The organism is Bradyrhizobium sp. USDA 4451, assembly GCF_054822585.1.
Genome location: NZ_JBTRCH010000001.1, coordinates 3,894,998 through 3,920,583, shown reverse-complemented (window position 1 = coordinate 3,920,583; position 25,586 = coordinate 3,894,998). Strand labels below are relative to the sequence as shown.

The 25,586-nt window shown below is 64.9% G+C and carries 21 protein-coding genes and 1 tRNA gene; 6 read left to right on the top strand and 16 right to left on the bottom strand.

From position 1 onward, the window contains the following. Nucleotides 1–191 precede the first annotated feature (191 nt). Nucleotides 192–1,829, bottom strand: coding sequence for an isocitrate lyase (locus ACVMB0_RS18135; protein ID WP_050401550.1), 1,638 nt, complete (start codon nucleotides 1,827–1,829; stop codon nucleotides 192–194). Between the two features lie 140 nt (nucleotides 1,830–1,969). Between ACVMB0_RS18135 and ACVMB0_RS18130 the strand changes: the two genes are divergently transcribed. Continuing rightward, nucleotides 1,970–3,406 carry a helix-turn-helix domain-containing protein gene (locus tag ACVMB0_RS18130; protein ID WP_461347162.1) on the top strand — a complete coding sequence of 479 codons (1,437 nt, stop codon included), beginning with the start codon at nucleotides 1,970–1,972 and terminating at the stop codon, nucleotides 3,404–3,406. 101 nt (nucleotides 3,407–3,507) lie between these two features. On the opposite strand, the gene ACVMB0_RS18125 is transcribed toward ACVMB0_RS18130, so the two are convergent. Both ACVMB0_RS18125 and ACVMB0_RS18120 read right to left on the bottom strand, forming a co-directional pair. Next, on the bottom strand, nucleotides 3,508–3,876 hold the full coding sequence (locus tag ACVMB0_RS18125) for a BA14K family protein (protein WP_456798716.1): 369 nt from the start codon (nucleotides 3,874–3,876) through the stop codon (nucleotides 3,508–3,510). A 155-nt stretch (nucleotides 3,877–4,031) separates the two neighbouring features. Continuing rightward, nucleotides 4,032–4,328, bottom strand: coding sequence for a hypothetical protein (locus ACVMB0_RS18120; RefSeq protein WP_456749468.1), 297 nt, complete (start codon nucleotides 4,326–4,328; stop codon nucleotides 4,032–4,034). A gap of 480 nt (nucleotides 4,329–4,808) precedes the next feature. On the opposite strand from ACVMB0_RS18120, the gene ACVMB0_RS18115 reads away from it, so the two are divergent. After that, a complete protein-coding gene (locus tag ACVMB0_RS18115) occupies nucleotides 4,809–5,867 on the top strand; it encodes a helix-turn-helix transcriptional regulator (RefSeq protein WP_461347161.1) in 1,059 nt (352 codons plus the stop codon). Nucleotides 5,868–6,015: 148 nt separating this feature from the next. Here ACVMB0_RS18115 and ACVMB0_RS18110 read toward each other — a convergent pair whose 3' ends face one another. From ACVMB0_RS18110 to deoC, 8 genes are all read right to left on the bottom strand, one after another. After that, nucleotides 6,016–7,107: an ABC transporter ATP-binding protein gene (locus ACVMB0_RS18110; protein ID WP_461347160.1), complete on the bottom strand. Its 1,092-nt coding sequence runs from the start codon at nucleotides 7,105–7,107 to the stop codon at nucleotides 6,016–6,018. Between the two features lie 83 nt (nucleotides 7,108–7,190). Continuing rightward, a complete protein-coding gene (locus ACVMB0_RS18105; protein ID WP_456756259.1) occupies nucleotides 7,191–8,630 on the bottom strand; it encodes an extracellular solute-binding protein in 1,440 nt (479 codons plus the stop codon). Nucleotides 8,631–8,679: 49 nt separating this feature from the next. Next, nucleotides 8,680–9,717: a carbohydrate ABC transporter permease gene (locus ACVMB0_RS18100; RefSeq protein ID WP_461347159.1), complete on the bottom strand. Its 1,038-nt coding sequence runs from the start codon at nucleotides 9,715–9,717 to the stop codon at nucleotides 8,680–8,682. Next, nucleotides 9,714–10,589 (bottom strand): carbohydrate ABC transporter permease, encoded by an 876-nt coding sequence (locus ACVMB0_RS18095; RefSeq protein ID WP_456749473.1) that lies wholly within the window; start codon nucleotides 10,587–10,589, stop codon nucleotides 9,714–9,716. The genes ACVMB0_RS18100 and ACVMB0_RS18095 overlap by 4 nt, the downstream gene beginning before the upstream one ends. Nucleotides 10,590–10,596: 7 nt before the next feature. Continuing rightward, nucleotides 10,597–11,523, bottom strand: coding sequence for a ribokinase (locus tag ACVMB0_RS18090; protein ID WP_461347158.1), 927 nt, complete (start codon nucleotides 11,521–11,523; stop codon nucleotides 10,597–10,599). A 4-nt stretch (nucleotides 11,524–11,527) separates the two neighbouring features. Further along, complete coding sequence (locus tag ACVMB0_RS18085) at nucleotides 11,528–11,983, bottom strand: RbsD/FucU family protein (protein WP_461347157.1); 456 nt, start codon at nucleotides 11,981–11,983, stop codon at nucleotides 11,528–11,530. 80 nt (nucleotides 11,984–12,063) lie between these two features. Then, complete coding sequence (locus tag ACVMB0_RS18080; protein WP_461347156.1) at nucleotides 12,064–14,451, bottom strand: aldehyde dehydrogenase family protein; 2,388 nt, start codon at nucleotides 14,449–14,451, stop codon at nucleotides 12,064–12,066. Between the two features lies 1 nt (nucleotide 14,452). Then, nucleotides 14,453–15,370, bottom strand: a complete 918-nt coding sequence (deoC, locus tag ACVMB0_RS18075) for a deoxyribose-phosphate aldolase (RefSeq protein WP_461349677.1) — start codon at nucleotides 15,368–15,370, stop codon at nucleotides 14,453–14,455. Nucleotides 15,371–15,720: 350 nt separating this feature from the next. Between deoC and ACVMB0_RS18070 the strand changes: the two genes are divergently transcribed. After that, entirely contained in the window at nucleotides 15,721–16,515 is a 795-nt protein-coding gene (locus tag ACVMB0_RS18070; RefSeq protein WP_461347155.1) for a DeoR/GlpR family DNA-binding transcription regulator, read from the top strand. Nucleotides 16,516–16,807: 292 nt separating this feature from the next. Here ACVMB0_RS18070 and ACVMB0_RS18065 read toward each other — a convergent pair whose 3' ends face one another. From ACVMB0_RS18065 to ACVMB0_RS18050, 4 genes are all read right to left on the bottom strand, one after another. After that, nucleotides 16,808–17,623: a substrate-binding domain-containing protein gene (locus tag ACVMB0_RS18065; RefSeq protein WP_461347154.1), complete on the bottom strand. Its 816-nt coding sequence runs from the start codon at nucleotides 17,621–17,623 to the stop codon at nucleotides 16,808–16,810. Further along, complete coding sequence (locus ACVMB0_RS18060; protein WP_461347153.1) at nucleotides 17,574–17,960, bottom strand: hypothetical protein; 387 nt, start codon at nucleotides 17,958–17,960, stop codon at nucleotides 17,574–17,576. Before ACVMB0_RS18060 ends, ACVMB0_RS18065 begins: the two co-directional genes overlap by 50 nt. 105 nt (nucleotides 17,961–18,065) lie before the next feature. Then, nucleotides 18,066–19,058: an ABC transporter permease gene (locus tag ACVMB0_RS18055; RefSeq protein WP_461347152.1), complete on the bottom strand. Its 993-nt coding sequence runs from the start codon at nucleotides 19,056–19,058 to the stop codon at nucleotides 18,066–18,068. Beyond that, complete coding sequence (locus tag ACVMB0_RS18050) at nucleotides 19,055–20,629, bottom strand: sugar ABC transporter ATP-binding protein (protein WP_461347151.1); 1,575 nt, start codon at nucleotides 20,627–20,629, stop codon at nucleotides 19,055–19,057. Before ACVMB0_RS18050 ends, ACVMB0_RS18055 begins: the two co-directional genes overlap by 4 nt. 246 nt (nucleotides 20,630–20,875) lie before the next feature. Here ACVMB0_RS18050 and ACVMB0_RS18045 point away from each other — a divergent pair, with 246 nt between their 5' ends. Next, nucleotides 20,876–22,708 (top strand): outer membrane protein assembly factor BamB family protein, encoded by a 1,833-nt coding sequence (locus ACVMB0_RS18045; RefSeq protein ID WP_461347150.1) that lies wholly within the window; start codon nucleotides 20,876–20,878, stop codon nucleotides 22,706–22,708. A gap of 263 nt (nucleotides 22,709–22,971) precedes the next feature. Here the strand turns inward: ACVMB0_RS18045 and ACVMB0_RS18040 are convergent. Next, nucleotides 22,972–23,048, bottom strand: a tRNA-Pro gene (locus tag ACVMB0_RS18040). A gap of 79 nt (nucleotides 23,049–23,127) precedes the next feature. Here ACVMB0_RS18040 and ACVMB0_RS18035 point away from each other — a divergent pair. Beyond that, entirely contained in the window at nucleotides 23,128–24,114 is a 987-nt protein-coding gene (locus tag ACVMB0_RS18035) for an L-threonylcarbamoyladenylate synthase (RefSeq protein WP_461347149.1), read from the top strand. 30 nt (nucleotides 24,115–24,144) lie between these two features. Then, nucleotides 24,145–25,572, top strand: a complete 1,428-nt coding sequence (locus ACVMB0_RS18030; RefSeq protein ID WP_461347148.1) for an FAD-binding oxidoreductase — start codon at nucleotides 24,145–24,147, stop codon at nucleotides 25,570–25,572. The last annotated feature ends 14 nt before the right edge of the window (nucleotides 25,573–25,586 follow it).

Here is a 25,586-nt window from a genome sequence, read left to right as displayed (position 1 = left end):
TCAGGATGACGGACTTGATAGCTTTCGCAGGGACGACGGCGGTGAATGCTGCCGCGGATCGCGACTAAGCGGCTCTGCAAAACGTTGCGGGGCAATTTCGACCAGTGGTCGAAATCGCCCCGTCAAGTCGGCGGACAGGTGGCTGCTCGCAAGCCAGCCTGTCCAGCCGATGGTCGGAATGATCCGTTCGATTAGCCGAACTGGTTCATCGTGTTGTGGGCGCCGCCCGCCTTGAGGGCGGCTTCACCGGCGAAGTATTCCTTGTGATCGTCGCCGATGTCGGAGCCCGCCATGTTCTGATGCTTGACGCAGGCGATGCCCTGACGGATCTCCGCGCGCTGCACGTTCTTGACGTAGCCGAGCATGCCCTGCTCGCCGAAATATTCCCGCGCGAGATTGTCGGTCGACAGCGCAGCCGTGTGATAGGTCGGCAGCGTGATCAGATGGTGGAAGATGCCGGCGCGCTTGGCCGAGTCCGCCTGGAAGGTGCGGATCCGCTCGTCGGCTTCCTTCGCCAGCGGCGTGTCGTCGTACTCCGCCTTCATCAGCTCGGCGCGGTTGTACTTGCTGACATCCTGACCCGCTTCCTTCATCGCGTCGTAGACCTGCCAACGGAAGTTGAGGGTCCAGTTGAAGGACGGCGAGTTGTTGTAGGCGAGCTTGGCGTTCGGAATGACCTTGCGGATGCGATCGACCATCGAGGCGATCTGCTCGATATGCGGCTTCTCGGTCTCGATCCACAACAGGTCGGCGCCGTTCTGCAGCGAGGTGATGCAGTCGAGCACGCAGCGGTCCGCACCGGTGCCGGGACGGAACTGGTAGAGGTTGCTGGGCAGCCGCTTCGGACGCATCATCTTGCCGTTCTGGTTGATGATGACGTCGCCGTTGCGCGCGTTGGCAGCCGTCACTTCCTCGCAATCGAGGAAGCTGTTGTACTGGTCGCCGATGTCGCCGGGCTTGTGGCTGACGGCGATCTGCTGCGTGAGACCTGCGCCGAGCGAGTCGGTGCGGGTGACGATGATGCCGTCCTCGACCCCGAGCTCGAGGAACGCATGGCGGCAGGCGCGGATCTTCGCGATGAACACCTCATGCGGCACGGTGACCTTGCCGTCCTGGTGGCCGCACTGCTTCTCGTCGGAGACCTGGTTCTCGATCTGCAGGGCGCAGGCGCCCGCCTCGATCATCTTCTTGGCGAGCAGATATGTCGCTTCCGCGTTTCCGAAGCCGGCGTCGATGTCGGCGATCACGGGCACGACGTGGGTCTGGAAGTTGTCGATCTTCTCGATCAGCGCCTTTTCCTTGGCCTTGTCGCCTTCCTTACGCGCCGCATCGAGCGCGCGGAAGATATCGTTGAGCTCACGCGAATCCGCCTGACGCAGGAAGGTGTAGAGCTCTTCGATCAGGGCCGGCACCGAGGTCTTCTCGTGCATCGACTGATCCGGCAGCGGGCCGAACTCGGAGCGCAGCGCCGCGATCATCCAGCCCGACAGATACAGGTAGCGGCGGTCGGTATTGCCGAAGTGCTTCTTGACCGAGATCAGCTTCTGCTGGGCGATGAAGCCGTGCCAGCAGCCGAGCGACTGGGTGTACTTGGTGCTGTCGGCGTCATAGGCGGCCATGTCGGCGCGCATCAGCGCAGCCGTGTAGCGGGCGACATCGAGACCAGTCTTGAAGCGGTTCTGCAGGCGCATGCGCGCCACGGCTTCGGCGGTGACGCCGTTCCAGGTATCCTTGGTCTTGAGCAGCGCCTCGGCCGCCTCGATCTCGCTCTGATACGAAGCCGGTCCCTGGATGGCCCGGTCGCTGATCCCGCGCGGTTGGAAGTTCATGTCCGTGATCCCTTCGGTGACGAAATAACTGCACCGTTTGTGACCCGCGGCGCCGTCAGGAGCTAGACCTGGCGCGGAAAACTTGTCATAACTTACAAGAAAGCGTTGTATTGTTGTAAGAATCTTACATGGATTAGGCGATGGTCACCTCAACCGCCCGTTCGGTTTTCATGGGCCCCCGGCTGCGCCGGCTGCGGCGCGACCTCGGCCTGACCCAGGCGGATATGGCCGCCGATCTCGAGATTTCCGCCCCCTATGTCGCGCTGCTGGAACGCAACCAGCGCCCGGTGACGGCGGACATGCTGCTGCGCCTCGCCCGCACCTACAAGATCGATCTGGCCGATCTCGCCGGCGACGGCGGTGCCGATCACACCGCGCGCATGCAGTCGGTCCTGAAGGAACCGATGTTTGCCGACATCGACATCCCCGCGCTCGAGGTCAGCGACCTCGCGGTGAGCTATCCCGGAATGACCGAGGCGTTCCTGCGCCTCTACACCGCCTATCGCGAAGAGCAGCTGGCGCTGGCGGAGCGGCGCGCGCCCGACCTGGCAGGTGCGGCCTTGCTGCCGGGCGAGAACTTCGATGCCAACGATCCGGTTGCGGAAGTCCGGCGCTTCCTCGCCGCGCGCCGCAACAATTTCGCCAATCTCGACGATGCCGCCGAGCGTCTCGTCCATGAACCGGCTGGACCAGCCGGGTTCATCGAGCGGCTTCGCGAGCGTCACAAGCTCCAGGTCCGCTATCTGCCGCCGAACGTCATGCTCGGTTCGGTCAGGCGGCTCGACCTGCATCGCCGGCAATTGCTGCTCGAGGACTCGCTCGATACCGCAGGCCTCAATTTCCAGCTCGCCAAGCAACTCGCTTATCTGGAACTCGAAGGCGAGATCAGCGCGGCGGTGGAAGACGGCAAGTTCAGCAGCAAGAGCGCCGAATTGCTGGCTCGCCGCGCACTCGCAGCCTACGCCGCGGCCGCGCTCATCATGCCCTACTCGGTGTTTGCGAAAGCGGTCGAGACGCGGCGCTACGATCTGGAGGCGCTGGCACGTCAATTCGGCACCAGCTTCGAGCAGACCGCGCACCGCGTCACGACCTTGCAGCGGCCGGGTCTCGAGAAGGTGCCGTTCTTCCTGGTCCGCGTCGATCCCGCCGGCAACATCTCCAAGCTGCTCGATGGCGCCGGATTTCCGTTCGCGAAGCACGGCGGCGCCTGCCCGCTGTGGTCGGTCCACGATATCTTCAAGACGCCGCGCCAGATCGTCACGCAATGGCTGGAATTACCGGACGGTCAGCGGTTCTTCTCGATCGCCCGCACCGTGACCGCCGGCGGCGGCGCGTTCGGCGCCATCCGGGTCGAGCGTGCGATCGCGATCGGCTGCGCCGCCGAGCATGCCGGCCAGTTGATCTACACCCGCGATGGACGGGGACCGAACGCGGACGAGCCGACCCCGATCGGCGTCGCCTGCCGGGTCTGCCATCGCCCGCGATGCGCGGCGCGGTCGGCGCCCCCGATCGGGCGCGAGATTCTTCCCGACGATTTCAGAACCTCGAGCGTGCCGTTCGGCTTCTCGGCGGATTGACTCCGCACGGCCTGTCTTGTGGCGATCCCGACAAATAAAACGGGCTGCGGTGCCACACCGCAGCCCGAACGCAATATGGTCGCGACTAAAAGCTTCAACGCTTACTGACAGGGATAGCGCCGGCCGTCCTTTGCCTGGAAGGTATTCGATGCGGCATCGTACGAGCGATAGCGCTGCGCGCAAGACGCCGCGTGCTGCTGGGCCGCAGCAGCTTCCTGCTGCGCGGCGGCATTGGCTGCACCGGCCGCGATGACGCCGCCGATGAGGCCTCCGACCAGTCCGCCGACGGCCGCACCGCCGCCATTGTCGTAGCAATTCCCGTAACGGCACCAGACCTGCTCGGCCGCTGGCGGCACCGCGGCCGCAACACCGGCGCCGTGCTGCAGCGGAGCCGAGATCGCGGAGGCGGACAACATCATAACGCCGGTGGTGGCCGTCAAAGCGACTTTCAGAAAGCGAGCCCTACGCATCATATCTCCTGCTTCATTGCTGTGGGCGCAGGCCGGCACCGGCGTCCCAATTCCCTCAACATGGATGGTTCGTCCGGTGCGGGACCGGACGACACCCTTGCACGCGCGGCCGGTTACGATTCGCGCGTCAGCCTTGCTTCACGGATGGGCGGAGTTCACTGGCCGGCTGCGTTCACGACGCGGCAGAGATTATCGCCGACGCCTGGAGCCAGCTGTCCCGGCGGCAAGATGAAGCTCGCATCGACGCGGCTGCCTTTGCCGTCCTTGCGGACGACGACTTGCAAGGTTTGGGGCCGGCCGGATCCGGTGGTCTCCTGCTGGGTGGTCACCGTGCCGAGTTTCTTGTCGACGTTCACACCGACAAAGCCCTCCGCCAGTACGGCGCGCGACACCTTGTCGAGGGCGACACCGGGATTGACCGACGGGAAGGTCATCCAGGTCTTGTGCGTCATGCCCGATACCATCGGAACGCCGGCGCTCTGGACGTGATCTGCGCAGCTATCGGCCAGCGCAGGTATGGACGAAACAACCGTAAGCGCGAATACGCAAGTAATCCTTGTAAGCATGCTTTCATAACCCGTTTGAGTTGGTCGGGACGATGTAGGCCAAATGGGCTACGAGTCCATGGATGCCATCGCATTCCGGATGGGCGCGTTCGGATTTCGGCTAGTGATCACTCACGCGTCACGCTCGCTGTAGCTTCAGAACATCAGCACCGCAGCGAAGGCGCGGCGGGCGATGGTCGCTGCGGCATCGCCGTCAATCGAGGCGAGGAATTGGATCAAATCTTACCTTTCGCGGCTCGATGTTCGCGTGATGGATATTCCGTTCGGCAATTGGATATTGAGGGAGAAGAAAAAGAGAACGGGAGCTGTATTCCTTAAGCTGTGCTATTGTGATCGTGCGGGTTGTGCGTGTGGCAGGCGTCCTGAATGATGGACCGCGGTCCGGATGGATCGGGTCATGTCGCGCACAGCAACTGGTTGGGATTAATGGTCGAAGACGTACTCGCTGCACCCCCCACACGATCGGGCTCTTCGTTTGAAGATCTCCTCGAAATGCTCAGACCGCACGGGATCAGTGCCCACTCCTCGCCGCAGTCTGACGGATCGTTTCGCTGGCATGCCGATATTGCAATTGGAGCGGAAATCGACGTCGTGCGGGCGGACCTTTCCGCAGGCTGGGATTGGCGCTACTCCTACGAGGACTCCGCCGGAGAGCTCGCAATAGGCCTGCTGAATGTCGGCAAGGCCGAGACGCTGATTGCAGGAAAGAGCATCGAGCGAACCCCGTCCGAGATCGCCATCGTCCCCCTCCCGACGATGGAGGCGCAGCGCGTCGAAGTGGTCGACCGAAGATACTCAAGCGTCACGCTGACGCTGCATACGGGCATCGTCACAAAGGTGCTGTCTGCGACTTTCGGGAGCGCAGCGCTCGAAGATCTCAATTTGACGCCGATCGTCGACGTGTCCACGGGAGCCGGGCAAACGCTTCTTCAACTGGTTCGCACGAGCGCGACCGGTTTGTACGACGGGACCCTGGCGCGCTCCCCGAAGGCCAGCGCGCTGCTGTCCGAGGCTGCGATACAGCTGATCCTCGAGAATGTTCCCCACCGGCTGACCGACCGCCTGAACCGCCACCCGCTGGACACACCGCCGCGCTACATCCGGCAGGCGGTCGAATATATGCGCGCCAATCCGCACCTTCCGCTGACGATATCGGACATTGCCGCGACGGTCGGCGTCAGCAGCCGGCTCCTGCAACTGGGTTTCCGCAAGATCCACGACACGACGCCGGTCGCCTATCTGCGGCAAATTCGCCTCGAGGCAATCCACGATGAGCTGTCGCGACCGGAGAACATGCTTCCGGTCAGCGAAGTCGCCCTGAAGTGGGGCTTTACCCATATGGGCCGCTTCGCTGCGGTGTACCGCTCGGCTTTCGGCCTATATCCGTCCGATACCGTCCGGCGCGTGCGAGGGTTCAGCAGCTAGCGCATGATGAGATTAGGTTGAGCTGCAACGGCATCGAAAGTTCACCTCTCCCTTGGGAGAGGTCGATTTGCGCAGCAAATCGGGTGAGGGTTTATGGTCTATCGAGAGGCAAGAGCCCTCACCCGGAGCCGTTGAGCGGGCAGGCCGATCAGCAAATCGCCATCCCCGACGCCTTGTCGAACAAATGCGTTCGCTCGAGATCGAGCGCGACGTCGATCGCATGATCCGGCGCGGCGGCGACGCCGACCGGCATTTGCGCCGTGAACGCGAACGCGCCGACCGTCCCGATCACCAGCGTGTGCGGCCCGAGCGGCTCCACGTCCTTCACAAGGATGCGGATGGACGAGCCCGCCGGGGCGCCTTCGCGCAACACATGATCGGGCCGCACGCCGAGCACCACCGGCTTGCCGACGCTGCCGGCATAGGCCGTCTCACGCGACTTCGGAAATCGCAACGCCGTGCCCGACGGCTCGGTGAAGGTGAGCGCGCCGTCGCGGGCGACAATCTCGCCATGAATGAAGTTCATGCTGGGCGCGCCCATGAAGCCCGCGACAAAGAGATTGCTCGGCTTCTCGTAGATCGTGATCGGATCGGCCGCCTGCTCGATCCGGCCCTTGTTCATCACCACGACGCGGTCCGCCATCGTCATGGCTTCGACTTGGTCGTGCGTGACATAGACGATGGTCTTGGCGAGGCGGCGGTGCAGCGCCTTGATCTCGGTCCGCATCTCGATGCGCAGCTTGGCGTCGAGATTGGACAAGGGCTCGTCGAACAGGAAGACATCCGGGCTGCGCACGATGGCCCGGCCGATCGCCACGCGCTGGCGCTGGCCGCCGGACAACTGCTTGGGCCTCCGCTGTAGATATTGCTCGAGGTCAAGCACGCGCGCGACGTCGTTGACGGCCTTCTCGATGCTGACGCGCGATTCACCGCGCACCTTCATGCCGTAGCCGATGTTCTCGCCGACCGTCATATGTGGATAGAGCGCATAGTTCTGGAACACCATCGCGCAATTGCGCAAGCCCGGCCGCAGCTGCGTCACGTCGCGGTTGCCGATGCGGATGGTGCCGCCGGTGACGGCCTCCAGTCCCGCGATCATGCGCAATGTCGTGGTCTTGCCGCAGCCGGACGGACCGACCAGCACGACAAACTCCTCGTCGGCCACGTTGAGGTCGAGCCCTTCGATGATCTTGTAGGGCCCGTATGCCTTGCTGACGTTCTCGATCTCGACGTGCGCCATGGAATCCTTTTCCGTCCCTTCGTCGACGGCAGGTAAGGTCCCGGATGACACTTGCGCATCATCCGGGATGTCTCGGTTGAAAGCTAGTTCTTGGGCGGCAGGCCCATCGCCGCGCGATAGGCCGCGAGCTGCTTGGCCCGGCCGAACTCGTCGGTCAGCCGGTTCCACTCCTTGGCCATCGCGTCGAGCGCCGCCTGCGGCGTGGTCTGGCCGGCCAGCGCCTTGCCGAGCTCGATCTCCACCACCTCGGTGTAGGAAAAGTAGCCGGGCAGACGCATGTCGAGCGCGACGTTTTTGGCGTTGATGGAGTCCGATTGCGCGCCGAGATATTCCTTGGCCTCTTCCGGCGTGAAGATCTTGCTCCACAGTTGCAGATTGGCGGTGTGCGATTTGCGATAGGGATTGACGCCGCTGCCGCCGGTGATCGCCGCCTGCCCCGACACGTCGGGACTGGTCAGCGTCTTGACGAAGTCCCACGCCGCCTGCTGGTTCTTGCCGGCCTTCGGCACCGCGATCTGCCAGCCGCCGAATGCCATGAACGGGCCCGGCAGCACGCTCGGGAACTTGTCCCACTTTTTGGTCTTCGCGTTCCAGATCTCGTCCGAACCGGGCAGCATCGCCGAGCCGACCTTGCCCGATATCTTCGACTGCTTCGGGTCGGCGGCGATGACGCCGGTGTCGCCCCAGCCGATCGATTCCGCCACCTGGCCGCCGGCGACCGCGGCGTTCACCTCGCCGAACGAGAAGTTCAGCGCGTTGGGCGGCCCGAGCTTCGACGCGCGGATGTATTCCTCAAGCCCCTTCACCCAGCCCGGGTTGTTGATCTGCGCGTCCATCGTCTCGGGGTCGAAGAACATCGCACCCGGATAGTTCGGATTGTTGGTGTAGGCCGCGGCGTGGCTGAAGAAGAACCAGAACTGCTGACCACCGCGACGGAACGCTTCTGCCGTGCCCCACAGGCCCTTGTCGGGCCGCTGGAAGAACTCCGCGATGTCGAGATACTGCTTCCAGGTCTTCGGCGGCGCGAGGTCGTAGCCGTACTTGGCCTTGAACGCGTCCTTCTCCTTGGGATCGCTGAACAGGTCGGTGCGGTAGGTATAGGTGTGGACGTCGCCGTCCATCGATTGCGAGTAGATCTTGCCTTCCCACACCATCAGGCGTTCGCGATAGGCCGGCTCGATGTCGTCCCAGTCCTTGCCGGACTGCATCTCCTTCGGCATCTCGCTGAGATAGGGCACGAAGTCCGGCAGCCAGGCCGGCGCGAAGCTGACGAGGTCGAACGTCGCGTCCGATGCGGTCAGCGAGGTCGCGATCTTCGGATAGAGCTCGGACCAGGGAAACTCGACCACATTGACCTTGCCGCAGGTCTTCTTGGCCCATTCGTCGGCGCCGAGCTTGAGCGCGGACGCGATATACGGTCCGGTCTGCGACGCCACCGTCAGGGTGACGCCGGTGTAATCCGGGCTACACGCCGCACTGGCCTGGCTCGCAGCGCCCGCGATCGCGAGCGAGGTGGTCAACATCAGGAACGTCCGTCGTAACATCGTCTAGTCCTCCCTACATACGCTTTTGCTATTTGATGGCCCCGAGCAGCAGGCCCGACCGCATCATGCGGCTGAGCAGGCCCGCCATGATCATCATGGGGACGATGGCGACGAGCGCCGCCGCCGAAATCGCCCACCATTCGTCGCCGCGCTGGCTGTTCTGTCCCGCCACCAGGATCGGCAGCGTCTGCCATCTGGAATTGGTCAGGAACAGCGCGAACAGAAACTCGTTCCAGACGAAGGCCAGCGTGATCATGAACGTCGCCAGCAGGCCGTTCATCGACATCGGCACCACGATGCCGATGAAGATGCGCCAGCTCGGCACGTTGTCGACCATCGCGGCCTCCTCGACCTCGATCGGGATTGCCTCGAAGAAGTCGCGCATCAGCCAGACCACGATCGGCAGCGAGAACGCGACGTAGCACAGCGTCAAGCCGACGAAGCTGTCGATCAGCTGAAAGCCGAGCCGGCCGATCTCGCTGTAGAGCAGATAGAGCGCGAACGCGGTGACGATCGGCGGAAACATGCGCTGGCTGACGAACCAGAACAGGATGTCCTCATTGCCGAGGATCGGCCCGGGCAGCGGCAGGCGATTGGCGATAACGGCCGCGATCAGCGCGATCGGAAAGGCGAGCAGCAGCGCCTGCGGCCGGGTCAACCCCAACGTCGCGTTGAACAGCAGATAGCCGCCGAGCGCGAGCAGGAAGAACACCAGGCCCGCACCAAGCCGGACCTTGAACTCGAACCGCACCAGCGCATAGGCCGCCATCGCGCCGACCGCGGTGGCGATCGCCGCCGCCGACATGCCGACGATGGTCGAGTTCAGGAAGGTCCGGAAGAACTCGCCGCGGATCCCCTGGTAGAGATCGATGAAGGGCTGCAAGGTCGGCGTGAAGTCGACGAACGGAATGTAAGTCGGCCCGCCGACGACGCCCGGCGGCGTCTTGAACGCGGTCACCACCACCCAATACAGCGGAAACACCGTGATCAGGCACCAGAGGAGAACACCGACCGCGACCAGGCGGCGGCTCCATGGCGACAATCCGGTCAGGCCCTGTCCGCTCATCGGCGCTTCTCCAGATGCGGCCGCAGCAGCGCCAGATAGGTGACGCCGATGATCGTGATCGCGATCAGGAACAGGAAGCTGAGCGCCGACGTGTAGCCGAGATTGAACTTCTTGAAGCCTTCCTGATAGGCGAATAAGGTCAGCGTCTCGGTGTCGACGCCCGGTCCGCCGCCGGTCATCACGAACACCGTGTCCATGATCTTGTAGCTCTCGATCAGGCGGATGAAGACGACCGCGGCCGAGATCGGCAGCATCATCGGAAAGGTGATACCCCAGAACTGCTGCCAAGCGCTGGCATTCTCGAGCTCGGCGGCCTCATAGACATCTTCGGGAAGGGTTTGCAGGCCGGCCAGCATCATCAGGATGATGAACGGGGTCCACTGCCAGACCTCGACCGCGATGATGCAGGCGAGCGCCCAATGGCCGTTGGTGAGGAACGGCAGATTGGCCAGCCCGAACTTCGACAGGAACTGGTTGAGCGGCCCCATCGTCGGGTTGAAGATCATGCGCGCCACCAGCGCGACCGCGACCGGCGCCAGCAGCATCGGCAGCAGCAGGGCAACGCGAAACAGCCGCTCGCCCGGCACCCGCGCGTTCAGCGCCAGCGCGACGCCGAACCCGATCGCGTATTGCAGCCCGACCGCGATGAAGGCGATCAGCGTTGTGGTGAACAGCGCACTCCAGAACCGCGGCTCCTGCAACAGCGTGGCATAATTGCCGAGCCAGACCACGCGCGGCGGAATCGGCGGAATCAGGCGATAGCTGAGGAAGCTCGTGGTCAGCGAATAGATCAGCGGAAAGATCGAGATCGCCAGCACGACGAGCACCGCCGGCCAGATGAAGACATGCTTGATCGGATCGTTCCGCATCATCGCGCGGTCATCCCTTCAGCAGCGCGTCGATCTCCGCGCGCTGCGGCATCGCGGGCGCGGTGCCGGGTCGGGTCACCGAGATTCCGGCCGTGGCGGAACCGAACCGCGCCGCCTCCAGCGGATCGGCGCCGCCTGCAAGCGCTGCGGCAAAGCCGCCGACGAATGCATCGCCCGCGCCGGCGGTCTCCACCACCTTGCCGGCCGCGAACGGCGGCACGTGCAGCGAGCGATCCCGCGCATGAAACAACGCGCCGCGCTCGCCGAGCGTGATCAAGGCGGTGCCGGCGCCTTTCGCCAGCAACGCATCGCCGGCGCGGCGGGCGCCGGCGAGATCGCCGACCGCGATGCCGGTCAGCCCTTCGGCCTCGGTCTCGTTGGGAACGACATAATCGCAGAGCGCGAACAGGCCATCGTCGTCGAACGTGATCGCCGGCGCGGGGTTGAACACCGTGATGCTGCCGGCGGCGCGCGCGATCTCGAGCCCGCGCCGCGCCGCATCGACCGGCTGCTCGAGCTGGGTCACGAACACGCGAGAGTCGCGGATGGCGTCCGCCACCGCGTCGACATCGGCCGGGCTGATCCCGCCCGCCGCACCCGGCACCACGATGATCGCGTTATCGCCGCGGGTCTCGTGGACGTAGATGAAGGCCGCGCCGGTCGGCGCTTCGGCGCTCCTGGCGACGCGCGGACGAATTCCCTCGGTCTCCCAGGTCTTCAGCGCGAGTTCGCCGAAGGCGTCGCTGCCGATCCGCGAGATGAAACTCACGCTGGCGCCGGCGCGCGCGGCCGCGACGGCCTGGTTGGAGCCCTTGCCGCCGGGCCCCATCGCGAATCCAGATCCGGCGATGGTCTCGCCGATCGCCGGCATGTTGCCGGCGCGGAACGCCAGATCGACGACGAACACGCCGAGGACGGCGACGCCATTCCTGCTCATGTCGTCACTCCCCGTCCGGCGCGATGACGCCCTTGCTGAACAGGAAGCAGCCGTAGAAGCGCCGCTCGCCGGTCGCGATCGCGCAATAGGCCGTCTTGGCCTTCTCGTAGAACGCATGGCGCTCGACCCCGACCAGCGGCCAGGACCGTCCCTCGGCGCGATCGATCGCGGCCTGCACCTCGTGCTGCACGGGCGGCACTTCCTGTGGCTGGCCGACGATCTCCATGCGGATCGCGGCATCGTCGACGAAGGTGTCGAGCGGCATCACCGAGAGCACGGCTTCGACCGCCTTGGCGGCACTCACATTGTCGATGCGCAGCAGCTCGCCGAACACGGTCTGCCGAGCAATCGAGTCGGCCGGAAAATTCGTGTCGCACACCACCAGGCGATCGCCGTGCCCCATCGCCCGCAGGGCATAGAGCACGTCGGCATTGAGCAGCGGATTGATGCCCTTGAGCATGTTGCGTCCTCCCTCGTCTTCAAAAATCACCGGACTCTGCCGGTTCGGATCTCTACCGGTATCACCGCAAGGTGACTTTTTTAGTCGCCGTACGGAATCCAGATGTTCTTCACCTGCACCGCATGGCGGAGCAGGATCGGGCCCTCGCTCGCTGCCTTGTCGTACCAGTCGAGCGCGAGACCATGGTCGACCAGCGTGCGCTTGAGATTGCCGATCGACAGCCGCTCCGCTGCCGTCGAAGCCTCCTGCGATCCGAACGCCCAGAGCGCGTCGACATCGTCATGCTCGGCAAGCACCTCGACCAGTTCGTTGCGGTCACCCGTGACGATGTTGACCACGCCACCCGGCACATCAGATGTCTCGAGCACCTGATAGAAGTCGGTCGCGGCGAGCGGGTGCCGCTCGCTCGGCACCGCGACGACGCGGTTGCCCATCGCAATCAATGGCGCGACGAGGCTGACGAAGGCGAGCAGCGGTGCCTCGTCGGGACAGGCGACGCCGACCACCCCAATCGGCTCGTGCATCGCGAGCGCCAAGCCGCGCAGCGGCGGCGCGTGGATCGATCCTTCGAACTTGTCGGCCCAGGCGCCATAGCTGAACAGCCGCTCGATGCTGGCATCGACTTCCGTGCGCGCCTTTGCACCCGACACGCCGGTCATGTCGGCGATACGCCGGGCGAACTCGTCGCCGCGCGCGGAGAGATTTTCGGCAAGATAATAGAGGATCTGGGCGCGATTATGCGCCGTCGCCCGCGGCCACGACTCGGCGGAACGGGCCGCGGCCACCGCGTTGCGGATGTCCTTGCGATTGCCCTCGCCCGCCTCGCCGAGCCGCCGGCCCTTCGGCGAGAGCACCGCGCGCGAATAATTGCCGTCCGGACGCACCTGCTTGCCGCCGACAAATAGCTTTGCGGTTCGATCGATCGGCGGCACATCGAAGCCGCTGCGGACACCTTCCGCCGCAGGCAGAGGCGATGCCTTGGCCCGCGCCTTGCGCCCGCTCCAGGCCTTCGGCTTGAGGTATTCAACCATGCCTTCGCGGCCGCCCTCGCGCCCGAAGCCGGACTCGCGATAGCCGCCGAAGCCGACGCTGGCATCGAACAGGTTGGTGGCGTTGACCCAGACCACACCGGCCAGGAGTTTCGGCGCGATGTCGAGCGCAAGCCCGATCGTCTCGCTCCACACGCTGGCAGCAAGGCCGTAGCGCGTGTTGTTGGCAAGCATGACAGCTTCGTCGGGCGTGCGGAACGTCATCGCCACCAGCACGGGGCCGAAAATCTCCTCGGTCGCGACCGTCGAGGACGGATGCACGTTCCAGAGCAAAGTCGGCGGATAGAAGCATCCTTCCGCCGGGATCGCGCCGGGCGCCTGGTATTTCTCCGCACCCTCCTTCACCCCGGTCTCGACCAGCGACGTGATCCGCTCGAGTTGCACCGGCGCGACCACCGCGCCCATGTCGATCGCCTTGTCGAGCGGCATGCCGACGCGCAGCGTCTCCATGCGGCGAATCAGCCGCCGGCGGAAGGTTTCCGCAATGCCTTCCTGCAACAGCAGCCGAGAGCCGGCGCAGCAGACCTGGCCCTGGTTGAACCAGATCGCATCGACCACGCCTTCGACCGCGCCATCGATATCGGCATCGTCGAACACGATGAACGGCGATTTGCCGCCGAGCTCCAGCGTCAGCGATTTGCCGGTACCGGCGGTCGCCTGGCGGATCAGCCGCCCGACCTCGGTCGAGCCGGTGAAGGCGATCTTGTCGACACCGGGACTTTCGACCAGCAACGCACCGGTCGCGCCATCGCCGGTCACGACATTCAGCACGCCCGGCGGCAGGCCGGCCTCGGCGGAGAGTTCGGCGAACAGCAGCGCGGTGAGCGAGGTGAACTCGGCCGGCTTCAGCACCACCGTGTTGCCTGCGGCGAGCGCGGGCGCGATCTTCCAGGCCAGCATCAGCAGCGGAAAATTCCACGGGATGATCTGCCCGATCACGCCGATCGGCACCTGATCGGCGAATTCGCGGTCCTGCAACTGCGCCCAGCCGGCGTGATAATAGAAATGGCGCGCGGCGAGCGGCACGTCGAGATCGCGGGTTTCCCGGATCGGCTTGCCGTTGTCGATCGCCTCCAGCACGGCGAACAGCCGGGCGTGACGCTGCAGCATGCGCGCCAGTGCATAGAGATGACGCGCGCGGCCGTGACCGCCAAGCTTGGCCCACGCGGTCTGCGCGGTACGCGCGGCGCTGACCGCGGCCTCGACATCGGCGGCAGCGCCCTGCGCGATGCGCGCCAGCGTCTTGCCGGTGGCGGGCTCGCTCGTCGTGAGGTGCTTGCCGGCATGCGGCGCGACAAACTTACCGGCGATGAAATGCCCGAACGTGGCGCCGTGCCGCGCCAGCCAGGCGCGTGCCTCGCCGTCCGCCTCGGGCGCGGGGCCATACTCCATGGTCTCGAAATAGTTTGCGACGCTCATCTCATCCCACGGGGTGGCGGTTGAAAGCCGAGTAGTGGCCGGTCACGTGATGCTCGAGCTGCCGCTCGATGTCGGCAAGCAGGCTGGAGGCGCCGATGCGGAACAGGTCCGGCTCGAGCCAGTCGCGTCCCAGCTCCTCCTTCATCAGGAACTGGTAGTTGAGCACGTCCTTTGCCGTCGAAATGCCACCGGCCGGCTTGAAGCCGATCTTATAGCCGGTGCGCTCCTGATAGACGCGGATCATCCGCAACATCGCCAGCGTCACCGGCAATGTCGCATTGACGCCTTCCTTGCCGGTCGAGGTCTTGATGAAGTCGGCTCCGGCCATCATGCAGACCATCGACGCCTTGGCGACATTGCGCAACGTCTTGAGATCGCCGGTGGCCAGGATCGTCTTGAGATGCGCATTGCCGCAGGCGGCGCGGAAATCCCGCACCTCGGCGTAAAGCGCCCGCCAATCACCGGTCAGCACGTGCTCACGCGTGATGACGATGTCGATCTCCTGCGCGCCGTCGCGGACCGACGCCTCGATTTCCTTCAACTTGACATCATGCGGCACGAGGCCGGCGGGAAATCCGGTCGAGACCGCAGCGACCGGAATGCCGGACCCATCGAGCGCCTCGACCGCCGTCGCGACGAACCGATGGTAGACGCAGACCGCGCCGGTATGCAGGTCACGGCCGGCAAAGCCGAGCTTCTCGATGACATCACCGCGCACCGGCGCCTTGGCCTTGGCGCAGAGGCGCTTCACCCGCTCGGTCGTATCGTCGCCATTGAGCGTCGTCAGGTCGATGCAGGTGACCGCCTTGAGCAGCCACGCGGCCTGTGCGTCCTTCTTGACGGTCCGCCGGCCGGGCAGGCTGGCGACGCGCCGCTCGGCGGCCGACAGATTGATCCTGATGTCGTCGACCCAATCCATCTCGAGCGCGCGGCCGCTGTTGCGCGGGATCGGATGCGGATGCTCGCCGCCCGGAGCAGGCGTCTGCACGGCCAATGGGGACGGATTCTGGATGAAGACGCTCTGCGTCATGGGAGGCGCCGTGCGTGCTAGCGAATCGACGAGATCGCCAGATAGACTGAATGTGCAGATCGCAACATGTGATCCTCCCCTCACCTCGTCGCTGGGTTTGCCGACTGCCGAGGAACGGGATCGTTCCGGCATCGATTCAGCCCATCGAACTGGATGTTATTTTTGTAACAAACTGACGTTGATAAACTCACAACATTGTAAGATCATTGTCAATCGGATAAGCAAGCTCGGCGATCAAAATGGCTGAAACCCCCAACGCACGACCAAGCGAGACCCGCGTCCAGCGCCTGCAGAGGCTGCGCCGCGCCGTTGAATCGAGTGGCGCGCTGCATCTGAAGGACGCCGCCGAGCTCCTCAGGGTTTCCGAAATGACGGTGCGGCGTGACCTTGCCGGTCCGGAGGCCGCGCTCGCCTTGCTCGGCGGCTATGTCGTCAACGCAGCATCGCCGACCGGCATCAAATACGCATTCGAGCAGGAGATCGACCAGCACACCCAGGACAAGCGCCTCGCCTGCCGGGCCGCCGCCGCCTCGATCAGGGAAGGCGATACGATCTTCATCGACTGCGGCACCACAATGCAGTCGCTGGCGGACTGCCTGCCCGAGGACCTGCCACTCTCGGTGATCTGCTATTCGATGAACGTGGCCTCGATCGTCACGCGGCGGCCGGCCACGCAGGTGATGCTGATGGGCGGGCTGTACCATCCGTCGTCGCAGTCCTTTGCGTCGGACGACGGGCTGTCCTATCTGCGGCGGCTCGGGATCAACAAGGCCTTCATCTCCGCTGGCGGCGTACACTGGACCCGCGGCGCGAGCTGCTCGAATTTTCACGAGGTCGCCGTCAAGCAGGCCGTCATCGAGACCGCGATGGAGAGCATCCTGGTGATCGACGCCAGCAAGCTCGGCAGCCTCAAATCGGCATTCTTCTCCGACATCGCCGCGTTCTCGCGGATCATCGTCGGCGGCGCGGCCTCATCCGACATGCGCAAGCATTTCCGCAGCCTTCCGGTCGAATACGTGACCAGCGCAAGCTAGCGTGATTCACTCAGTGTCATTCCGGGGCTCGCGAAGCGAGAACCCGGAATCTCGATCCACGATCTCTCGATTCCCCGATGCGCGATTGCGCATCTGCGGTTCGCGACTTCGTCGCGCCCCCGGAATGACAGAATAGGCTGCCAGAGACACAACACCGGAACCTTTTCCTTTCCGATTGAATCGGAACGGTTGTCCGCGCGAAAACGCTCTGACCCGGGCGGGGGCTGGCTCGCCCGGGTCAGCTTCGTCCATGATGCACGCCGTTGCGACACCGCGCATCGCTGGCCAAAGATCAGTTGCAGGCCGGCTTCGCCTTGTTGCAGACATCGGTCAGTTCCGGCGGCGGCTCCTTCTTGAACACCGTCTTGTAGGATTCCAGCACGTTGGACTGCGTCACAGGCAGCGACTGCACGCCGACCCAGGCCGGCGTTTCCTTGCCCAGCAGCGCATTCATCATCGCCATCGCCTCCGCGACGCCCTGATCGTAGGGACGCTGCGAGCCGGTCGCCTTCAGCGGTCCGCCTTTCGCAATCTCGATCGCCGATTGCAGGCCGAGATCGACGGTCGTGACCGGAATATCGATGCCCTGCGCGCGCATCGAGCTCAACGTATCCAGCGCCGGCTGGTCCCAGACCGCGAACACGCCCTTCACGTCGGGATTGCCGGTGAGGAAGTCGCCCGCGATCTGCGACACTTTCGGCGGGTCGGTGAAGTCGACCTGCTTCATCTTGATGTCCGGCCGGTTCTTCTGCATCCACTCGCGAACGCCCTTGGTGCGCTCGTTGGTGCTGAAATAGTCGACGCCGAAATTGACGAGACCGATGGTTGCGCCCTGCGCCATGCAGGACGCCAGGATCTGCGCCGCGATCTGCCCGTTACCCAGATTGTCCGCCGAAATCATCGAGGCATATTCCTCGGGATGCTTGAGGCCGGTCGGAATGCTGTCCATCAGCACCAGCTTGATACCGGCCTTGGCGACCTTCTTGTAGGTCGGCGCGGTCGCGGTGAAATCGACCGGGATCGAGATGATGCCGTCCGGATGCTGCTGGATGGTGTTCTCAATATACGGCGATCTGCTTGTCGACCTGATATTCGGCCGACGCGACACCGGTCACCGTCACGCCGTACTTCTTCAACGTGTCGGTGATGCCCTGGATCTGCAGTTGCGCCCAGTCGAGATTGACGGTCTGCATCGAGATGCCGACCTTGAAGTTCTTCTCCTTGATCTTGGCGGCTTCGGCATCCGACAGCGCCAGCACTTCGGGCGAAGCGGCCTTCTCGCCGTGCGGCCCCTGGCCGACGATCGACTTTGGTCCAAGCGTCGCAAGATCGACGCCCTTGACGCAGCTTGCCGGCACTTCGGCACGGGCCGAGGGCGCGATCGAAATGGCCGTCGCCGCGATCAGCGCGGTCAGCGGCAGGGTTTGTCGCAAGATTGGCTTCATTGTTTTCCTCCCTTTGTGGTCGCCGATTGACCGGAGGCCGGCGACCTTGCCCCTACTGCCGCAACGCAGTGGCCTCGCGACGCAATGCGCTGCATCTCCTCCTGACTACCGCTTCGTGAACGCGACCGCGGCCACGATGATCGCTCCCTTGATGACGAGCTGCAGCGGCGAGCTGACGCCGAGCAGCACGAGGCCGTTGTTGAGCGTGCCGATGATCAGGCTGCCGAACAGCGTCCCCAGGATGTAGCCGCGGCCGCCGAACAGGCTGCAGCCGCCGAGGATCACGGCGGCGATGACGTCGAGCTCCATGCCCTGCACGACGTCGGGCCGCGCGGCATGCGAGCGCGCGGACAGCACCAGCGCCGCAAGTCCGGCCAGCGTGCCGGTCAGCACGAAGGCTGCAGTCGTTACCCATTTGGTATTGATGCCGGAATAGAGCGCTGCGGTCGGATTGCCGCCGACCGCATAGATGCGGCGGCCGAACACGTTGTAGTGCAGCAGCAGGATGCCGACGATCATCGCCACCAGTGTCCAGGCGATCGGCACCGGAATGCCGAGAAATGATCCTTCGCCGAAGATCGCAAAGTAGGTCTCGTTGGTGATGATGACGGGCTTGGTGTTGGTCACCATCATCGCCAGCCCCCGCGCCATGCTGAGCGATCCGAGCGTGACCAGGAAGGACGGGATCGAAAGCTGCGTGGTCAGGATGCCGTTGAGCAGCCCGACCAGCGCGCCGGTGCCGAGGCCTACGACGGCGCCGACGATCCAGCTGTTGTTGATCTGGCTCATCGCCAGCGCGGCAGCCATGCCCGACAGCGCCAATGTCGATGCGACCGAAAGATCGATCTGGCGCGCGATGATCACGAAGGTCATGCCGACCGCGATGATCGACACCAGCGTCGTCTGGCGGCCGATATTCAGGAAATTGTCGACCGACAGGAACCAGGGCGAGGACAGGCTGAACACCACCAAGAGCACCACGAAGGCGATGTACAGCATGTAGGGCCGCTCGCCCCGCAGCAGATTCTGCAGCAGCTTGCGGCGTCGATCGGATCGGGTCGACGCGGCGACGACATTGGGTGCGATCAGTTCAGTCATGCGGGCAGCTCTTGCAATACGCCTTGTCCGGAAGCCTGGTACATCTGCAGCAGATGATGCAGCTCTTCGGCATCATCGATCTCGCCGCGCTGAAGCGTGCGCGCGACGCGTCCATCGACGATCACGGAGATGCGGTCGCACAGCTCGATCAGCTCGACGAGATCCGACGAGACCACCAGCACGCCACTGCCGTCGCGCGCGGCGTTGCGGATCACGCCATAGATCTCCTCGCGCGCGCCGACGTCGACGCCGACCGTCGGCTCGTCGAGCAACAGCACGCGCGGCCGCGGATCATTCCATTTTCCGAACACGACCTTCTGCTGGTTGCCGCCGGACAAGGTCCTGACCAGGCTGGAGGCGTCCTGCGCCTTCACCGAAAGCCTGGCGACCGCCGTTTCCGCGCGCCTTGTCGCGGCGCGCTGCTGCATGAAGCCCCAGCGCGAGAAGTGAGGAATCCGCGGCAGCGTGATGTTGCGTTCGATCGAATGGTCCAGCACCAGGCCCTGCACGTGACGATCCTCCGGCACCAGCGCGACGCCGTGATCGATCGCATCGGCCGCTCCCTTCGGCAGCCACGGCCGGCCCTCGATCTCGAGGGTGCCGTGCTCGACCGGCCGGAGTCCGAAGATGGTCTCCAGAATCTCGGTACGTCCGCTGCCGATCAATCCGGCGAGGCCGTGGATCTCACCCTTCATCACGGACATGTCGACGGCCGATAGCCGGTCATTGGAAACGCCCGAGAGCGACAGAACCGGCGACGGATCGAACGCACGTGCGGCAGCGGGCGCGGCGCGCGTCGTGGCCGGCGCCGATCGATCGGTGCCGATGATGGCGTTGACCAGCCGCTTCATGTCGGTCTCGGCGGTGACGAAGGTGCCGGCATTGGCGCCGTCGCGCAGCACCGTGACGCGCTGCGAGATCTCGAACACCTCGTTGAGGCGATGCGTCACGTAGATCACGCCGATGCCGCGGCGTGTCGCCTTGCCGATCGCGTCGAACAGGATGCGGACTTCATCCGACGTCAGCGAGGATGTCGGCTCGTCGAGGATCAACAGCCGCACCTCGCCCATCAACGCCTTGGCGATCTCGGTCATCTGGCGGTAGGCGAACGGCAGCGAGCCGACCGCAGCTTTGGTGTCGAGGGGAATGCCGAGCTCGCTCAGGAACGCTTCTGCCCTGGCCATCAATTCGCGCTTCCGGACAAAGCCGAACCGCGCGCGCGGCTCGCGGCCAAGCAACAGATTGTCGGCGACGCTGAGCGATTCAACGAGGCTGAGATCCTGATAGACGACGGCGATCCCCGCCTCGCGCGAGCGTGCCGGGCTGTCGAACGCGACCGGCTTGCCGGCGATCTCGATCGTGCCGCTGTCGGCCGCATGAACCCCGCTGAGGATCTTGATCAGCGTGGATTTTCCGGCCCCGTTCTCGCCCAGCAGCGCGTGTACCTCGCCGGGACGGACCTCGAGGTTGACGTCGCGCAATGCGCGCACGCCGCCGAAGCGCTTGTTGATGCCACCGACCAACAGAAGCGCCGTCGACGGCCGAGGCTCTGCCGCGATCGAACCGGACAATTCCAAAATTTCCTCCCGTCACCCGCGCCAGGCGCTGGTACGATGATGACATGTTGTTATTTTTGCAACTTATTGTGTTATAATTCTATCACATCAGGCGCCCTGTCAATGGGAGATCGCGGCGACGGGGCTCGAATTGGGGTGGCCGCGGTCCGGTCCTCCACCCGGCCCCCGCCGCCGGCCGCCGGACGATTGTGCTACGCTTCGATCGCTCGTCTCATCAGAGCCAATGCCGGGTGAACCACGATGAAACTGAGTGCTGCGATTGCCGTCGCGCTGATTGGGTCTTGCCTGCCTGCAACAGCCCAGCAAGGCGGAGCCGCCCTCTACGCGCAGCGCTGTGCGCAGTGTCACGACGGCGGCAATGCAAATGTTCGCGCGCCGAGCCGTGCCGCCCTGCAATCGAAGTCGTTCGACGAAGTTCTGGGTGCGATCACCACCGGCCCGATGGCGTCTTTCGCGCAAGGGTTGAGCAATGACGAGCGGGCAGCGATCGCCTCGCTCGTCACCGGAAAAGCGGCGTCGCAAGCGGCAAGCGAAAATGCGGGCCAATGCGCACAAAGCGAGACCGGCTTTCCGCAAGCAATCGATGGCCCGCGATGGAATGGCTGGGGCGTGGATCTCAACAACAGCCGGTTTCAGCCGGCGGCCATGGCCGGCCTCGCACAGGACCAGGTCTCACGACTGCGTCTGAAATGGGCCTTCGGATTCCCGAATACATCCGTCGCCTTTGCTCAGCCGACGGTCATCGGCGGGTTGCTGTTCGTCGGCGGCGGCGACCGCAAGGTCCACGCCCTCGACGCCAGGACCGGATGCACCCGCTGGCTGTTTCCGACCGATGCGCCGGTGCGGGCGGCGATCAGTTTCGCGACGCTGGATAACGGGCAGCCTGTGATCTTCTTTGGCGATGTGCTCGCCAACGTCTACGCCGTGAATGCAACCACCGGGACGCTGATTTGGAAAAGCCGTGTCGACGATCACATGGCCGCCCGGATTACCGGCGCACCGGTCTTCCATTCCGGCGCGGTCTATGTCGGCGTTTCATCGATCGAGGAGGCCACGGGATCGCGGCCCACCTACCAATGCTGCACGTTTCGCGGCAGCGTCGTTGCGCTGAAGGCCGACAGCGGCGCGCAGATCTGGAAGACCTATACGATCGCCGAGGCGCCGCATCCGACGCGGACGAACGCCATCGGGACCCAGCTGTTCGGGCCGGCCGGCGCCTCGGTCTGGTCCGCACCGACGATCGACGTTGCGCGCCGGGCGCTCTATGTCGCGACCTCGAACAGCTATGCCGATCCGGCAACCGACACCAGCGACGCCATCCTCGCGCTCGATCTCGCGACCGGGCGCATGCTGTGGCATCAGCAGGCGACGCCGAAGGACAGCTTCGTGGTGGCGTGCTTCGGCACCGACCAGAGCAACTGTCCGCAAGACCGCGGCCCGGATCATGACTTCGGACAATCGCCGATCCTGGTGAGCTTGCGCAGCGGACAACGCGTGCTGGTGATCGGGCAGAAATCCGGCGTGGTCCATGCGCTGGATCCCGACCATGAGGGCAAGATCCTGTGGCAGACGCGGATTGGCCAGGGTGGCCCATTGGGCGGGACCGAGTGGGGCTCCGCCGCCGACCAGGATCGCATCTACGTCGCCAATTCCGACGTCCGGTTCCTGAGGGACGGCTCGCGGCGTCTCAATTCGAGCGAAGGCGGCGGCCTGTTCGGCCTCGATCTCGCGACCGGGAAAATCGCAATGCAGGTGCCGCCGGTTGCCTGCGGCGATCGCCCGCAGTGCAGTCCGGCGCTGTCCGCAGCGGTCACCTTGATTCCCGGTGTCGTGTTCTCGGGCGGCGTCAGCGGCTTGCTGCGCGCCTATGCGACCGATGACGCAAGGCTGCTCTGGGAGATCGACACGGCGCGCGACTACACCACGGTGAATGGCGTCGCAGCGCGCGGCGGTGCGATGGACGGACCCGGCCCGGTCGTCGTCGATGGCATGCTGTACGTCAATTCCGGCTACGCGCAATGGAGCGGCCTGCCCGGCAACGTCCTGCTGGCCTTCGAGGTCGGCCCCCCCTGACAAACGCGTGTCGGGATTGGCGATGGCACGTTGAGCACTACTCGCCGCGGGCTATTCGTGCTTTGATGTCGCCAAGATCGGCCAACGGGTCCGAAGGGAGGTCATCCCGGTTCCGGGCGGCGCACGACCGCGGCGACTCATCGTGCGACTCGCCGATATCAGAGACATACGTCGCGCAATCGACGGACATGGCAGCCGCGCCACAATTCGATGCGCATCTCGTTGCGCACAAAAAACACAGAAACTATAAGTGTTTGAATGAATGGTCGGAGTGGCAGGATTCGAACCTGCGACCCCTGCGTCCCGAACGCAGTGCTCTACCGGGCTGAGCCACACTCCGACTAAGAGCCGGGCTTATAGCGTCGGGTTTCAGGGACTGCAAGGGACCACAAGGCACCCAATTGAGGAATCTAGTCACAGTGGATACAGGCCTGAAAACGCACATTCTGCCCGCCGGCGCCGCCGCCACGGCGACCGCCGCCGGGGTGTTGGCCGAAGGCGGCCTGGTGGCGTTTCCGACCGAGACGGTTTATGGCCTCGGTGCCGATGCCGGCAACGCCGCCGCGATCGCCCGGCTCTACCAGGCCAAGGGCCGGCCGGCCTTCAATCCGCTGATTGCCCATGTCGCCGATCTCGGCGCCGCGCGCCGGATCGCCCTGTTCGACGGCCAGGCGCTGCGGCTGGCGGACGCGTTCTGGCCGGGCCCGCTGACCCTGGTGCTGCCGAAGGCGCTGTCCTGCCCGGTCGCGGAACTCGCGACTGCGGGGCTCGATACGGTCGCCATCCGCATTCCGGCCCACAAGGTGGCGCGCGACATCATCAAGGCCTTCGGCGGTGCCGTGGTAGCGCCGTCGGCCAATCTGTCCGGCCATGTCTCGCCGACCACCGCCGAGCATGTGAACGGCGATCTCGACGGCCGGATCGATTTGATCGTCGACGGCGGCCAGGTCGAGGTCGGCGTCGAATCCACCATCATCGGCTGCTTCTCCGATCCGGTGCTGCTGCGGCCGGGCGGGCTGACGCGCGCCGAGATCGAGCGCGTGCTCGGCCATCCCTTGCAGTCGCCGCCGCAGGACGCCGAGAGCGACGCCCAGCCGGTCGCCCCCGGCATGCTCGCCTCGCATTATGCGCCGCGCACCCCGGTTCGGCTCAATGCCAGCGACGTCCATGTCGGCGAAGCCTTGCTGACGTTCGGGCCGACCAAGGTGCCGCGGCGCGAATGCGCCCTGGTCGAGGTGAACCTGTCCGAGCGCGGCGATCTCGCCGAGGCCGCCGCAAATCTGTTCGGCTACCTTCGCACGCTCGACAAGAGAAATGCGGATGCTATTGCAGTGACGCCCATTCCCGAGGACGGGCTGGGCGAAGCCATCAATGACCGGCTGCGCCGCGCAGCGGTTGGGCGGTAAATCCCGACCCACGTGAAAGACCAAGAAAAAATGAACATCGTCCAGTCCGCGGTGCCGCCGCTTCCGCCCGAATTGCTTGAGAAATTCCGCGCCATCGTCGGGGCGAAATATGCAGTGACCGACGCCGCCGACATCGAGCCGTACGTCACCGAGGAGCGCGACCTGTTCCACGGCCGCTCACAGCTGGTGCTGCGCCCGGGCTCGACCGCCGAAGTCGCCGCGATCTGCAAGCTCGCGAGCGAGCACAGGATCGCGCTGGTGCCGCAGGGCGGCAACACCGGCCTGGTCGGCGGCCAGACGCCGCACAATGGCGAGCTCGTGGTGTCGCTGCGGCGCCTCGACAAGATCCGCGACATCGACGTCGAATCCAACACCATGACCTGCGAGGCCGGCGTGGTGCTGCAGATCGCGCAGCAGAAGGCCGCCGAGGTCGACCGGCTGTTTCCGCTGTCGCTCGGCGCCGAAGGCAGCTGCACCATCGGCGGCAACCTCTCGACCAATGCCGGCGGCACCGGCGCGCTCGCCTATGGCGTGGCGCGCGAGATGGCGCTCGGCCTCGAAGTCGTGCTGGCCGATGGCCGCGTGCTGAACGCGCTGTCGAAGCTGAAGAAGGACAACACCGGCTACGATCTGCGCAACCTGTTCATCGGCGCCGAGGGCACGCTCGGCATCATCACCGCGGCGACCTTGAAGCTGTTTCCACGGCCGCGCGCGGTCGAGACCGCCTATGTCGGCCTGACCTCGCCGGCGGCCGCCCTCAAACTGCTGTCGATCTCGCGCAATCAGGCGGCGGGCGCTCTGACGAGCTTCGAGCTGCTCGCCGACATCGCGGTCGACTTCTCGATCCGCCATGGCATCGATATCCGCGATCCCTTGACCAGCAAGCACCCCTGGTACGTGCTGATGGAATTGTCGTCGTCGCGCGACGACGCGCGCGACACGCTGGAGGCGATCCTTGCCCAGGGCATGGAGGACGGCATCGTCGATGACGCCGTGATCGCGGCCAATCTGAGCCAGCGCCAGGCGTTCTGGAAACTGCGCGACGAGATGTCGGCGGCGCAGAAGCCGGAGGGCGGCTCGATCAAGCACGACATCTCGGTGCCGGTCGCGGCCGTGCCCGACTTCATCGAGGAAGCCAATGCGGCGGTGGTGAAGCTGATCCCCGGCGCGCGGCCGGTGCCGTTCGGCCATCTCGGCGACGGCAACATCCACTACAATGTCAGCCAGCCGGTCGGCGCCAACGCGGCCGACTTCCTGGCGCGCTGGCACGACGTCAATGCCGTCGTGTTCGAGATCGTGCTGCGGATGGGCGGCTCGATCTCGGCCGAGCACGGCATCGGCGTGCTCAAGCGCGACGAACTGCCCGACGTCAAGGACAACGTCGCGATCGAGCTGATGCGCTCCATCAAGGCGATGCTCGATCCGCTCGGTATCATGAATCCGGGCAAGGTGCTGTGAGCGTGCAGGCGACA

Coding starts and splice junctions, on each gene's coding strand:
- ACVMB0_RS18135 (WP_050401550.1), bottom strand. CDS start 1,829: ATGAACTTCCAACCGCGCGGGATCAGCGACCGGGCCATCCAGGGACCG.
- ACVMB0_RS18130 (WP_461347162.1), top strand. CDS start 1,970: ATGGTCACCTCAACCGCCCGTTCGGTTTTCATGGGCCCCCGGCTGCGC.
- ACVMB0_RS18125 (WP_456798716.1), bottom strand. CDS start 3,876: ATGCGTAGGGCTCGCTTTCTGAAAGTCGCTTTGACGGCCACCACCGGC.
- ACVMB0_RS18120 (WP_456749468.1), bottom strand. CDS start 4,328: ATGACGCACAAGACCTGGATGACCTTCCCGTCGGTCAATCCCGGTGTC.
- ACVMB0_RS18115 (WP_461347161.1), top strand. CDS start 4,809: ATGATGGACCGCGGTCCGGATGGATCGGGTCATGTCGCGCACAGCAAC.
- ACVMB0_RS18110 (WP_461347160.1), bottom strand. CDS start 7,107: ATGGCGCACGTCGAGATCGAGAACGTCAGCAAGGCATACGGGCCCTAC.
- ACVMB0_RS18105 (WP_456756259.1), bottom strand. CDS start 8,630: ATGTTGACCACCTCGCTCGCGATCGCGGGCGCTGCGAGCCAGGCCAGT.
- ACVMB0_RS18100 (WP_461347159.1), bottom strand. CDS start 9,717: ATGAGCGGACAGGGCCTGACCGGATTGTCGCCATGGAGCCGCCGCCTG.
- ACVMB0_RS18095 (WP_456749473.1), bottom strand. CDS start 10,589: ATGATGCGGAACGATCCGATCAAGCATGTCTTCATCTGGCCGGCGGTG.
- ACVMB0_RS18090 (WP_461347158.1), bottom strand. CDS start 11,523: ATGAGCAGGAATGGCGTCGCCGTCCTCGGCGTGTTCGTCGTCGATCTG.
- ACVMB0_RS18085 (WP_461347157.1), bottom strand. CDS start 11,983: ATGCTCAAGGGCATCAATCCGCTGCTCAATGCCGACGTGCTCTATGCC.
- ACVMB0_RS18080 (WP_461347156.1), bottom strand. CDS start 14,451: ATGAGCGTCGCAAACTATTTCGAGACCATGGAGTATGGCCCCGCGCCC.
- deoC (WP_461349677.1), bottom strand. CDS start 15,370: ATGGATTGGGTCGACGACATCAGGATCAATCTGTCGGCCGCCGAGCGG.
- ACVMB0_RS18070 (WP_461347155.1), top strand. CDS start 15,721: ATGGCTGAAACCCCCAACGCACGACCAAGCGAGACCCGCGTCCAGCGC.
- ACVMB0_RS18060 (WP_461347153.1), bottom strand. CDS start 17,960: ATGAAGCCAATCTTGCGACAAACCCTGCCGCTGACCGCGCTGATCGCG.
- ACVMB0_RS18055 (WP_461347152.1), bottom strand. CDS start 19,058: ATGACTGAACTGATCGCACCCAATGTCGTCGCCGCGTCGACCCGATCC.
- ACVMB0_RS18045 (WP_461347150.1), top strand. CDS start 20,876: ATGAAACTGAGTGCTGCGATTGCCGTCGCGCTGATTGGGTCTTGCCTG.
- ACVMB0_RS18030 (WP_461347148.1), top strand. CDS start 24,145: ATGAACATCGTCCAGTCCGCGGTGCCGCCGCTTCCGCCCGAATTGCTT.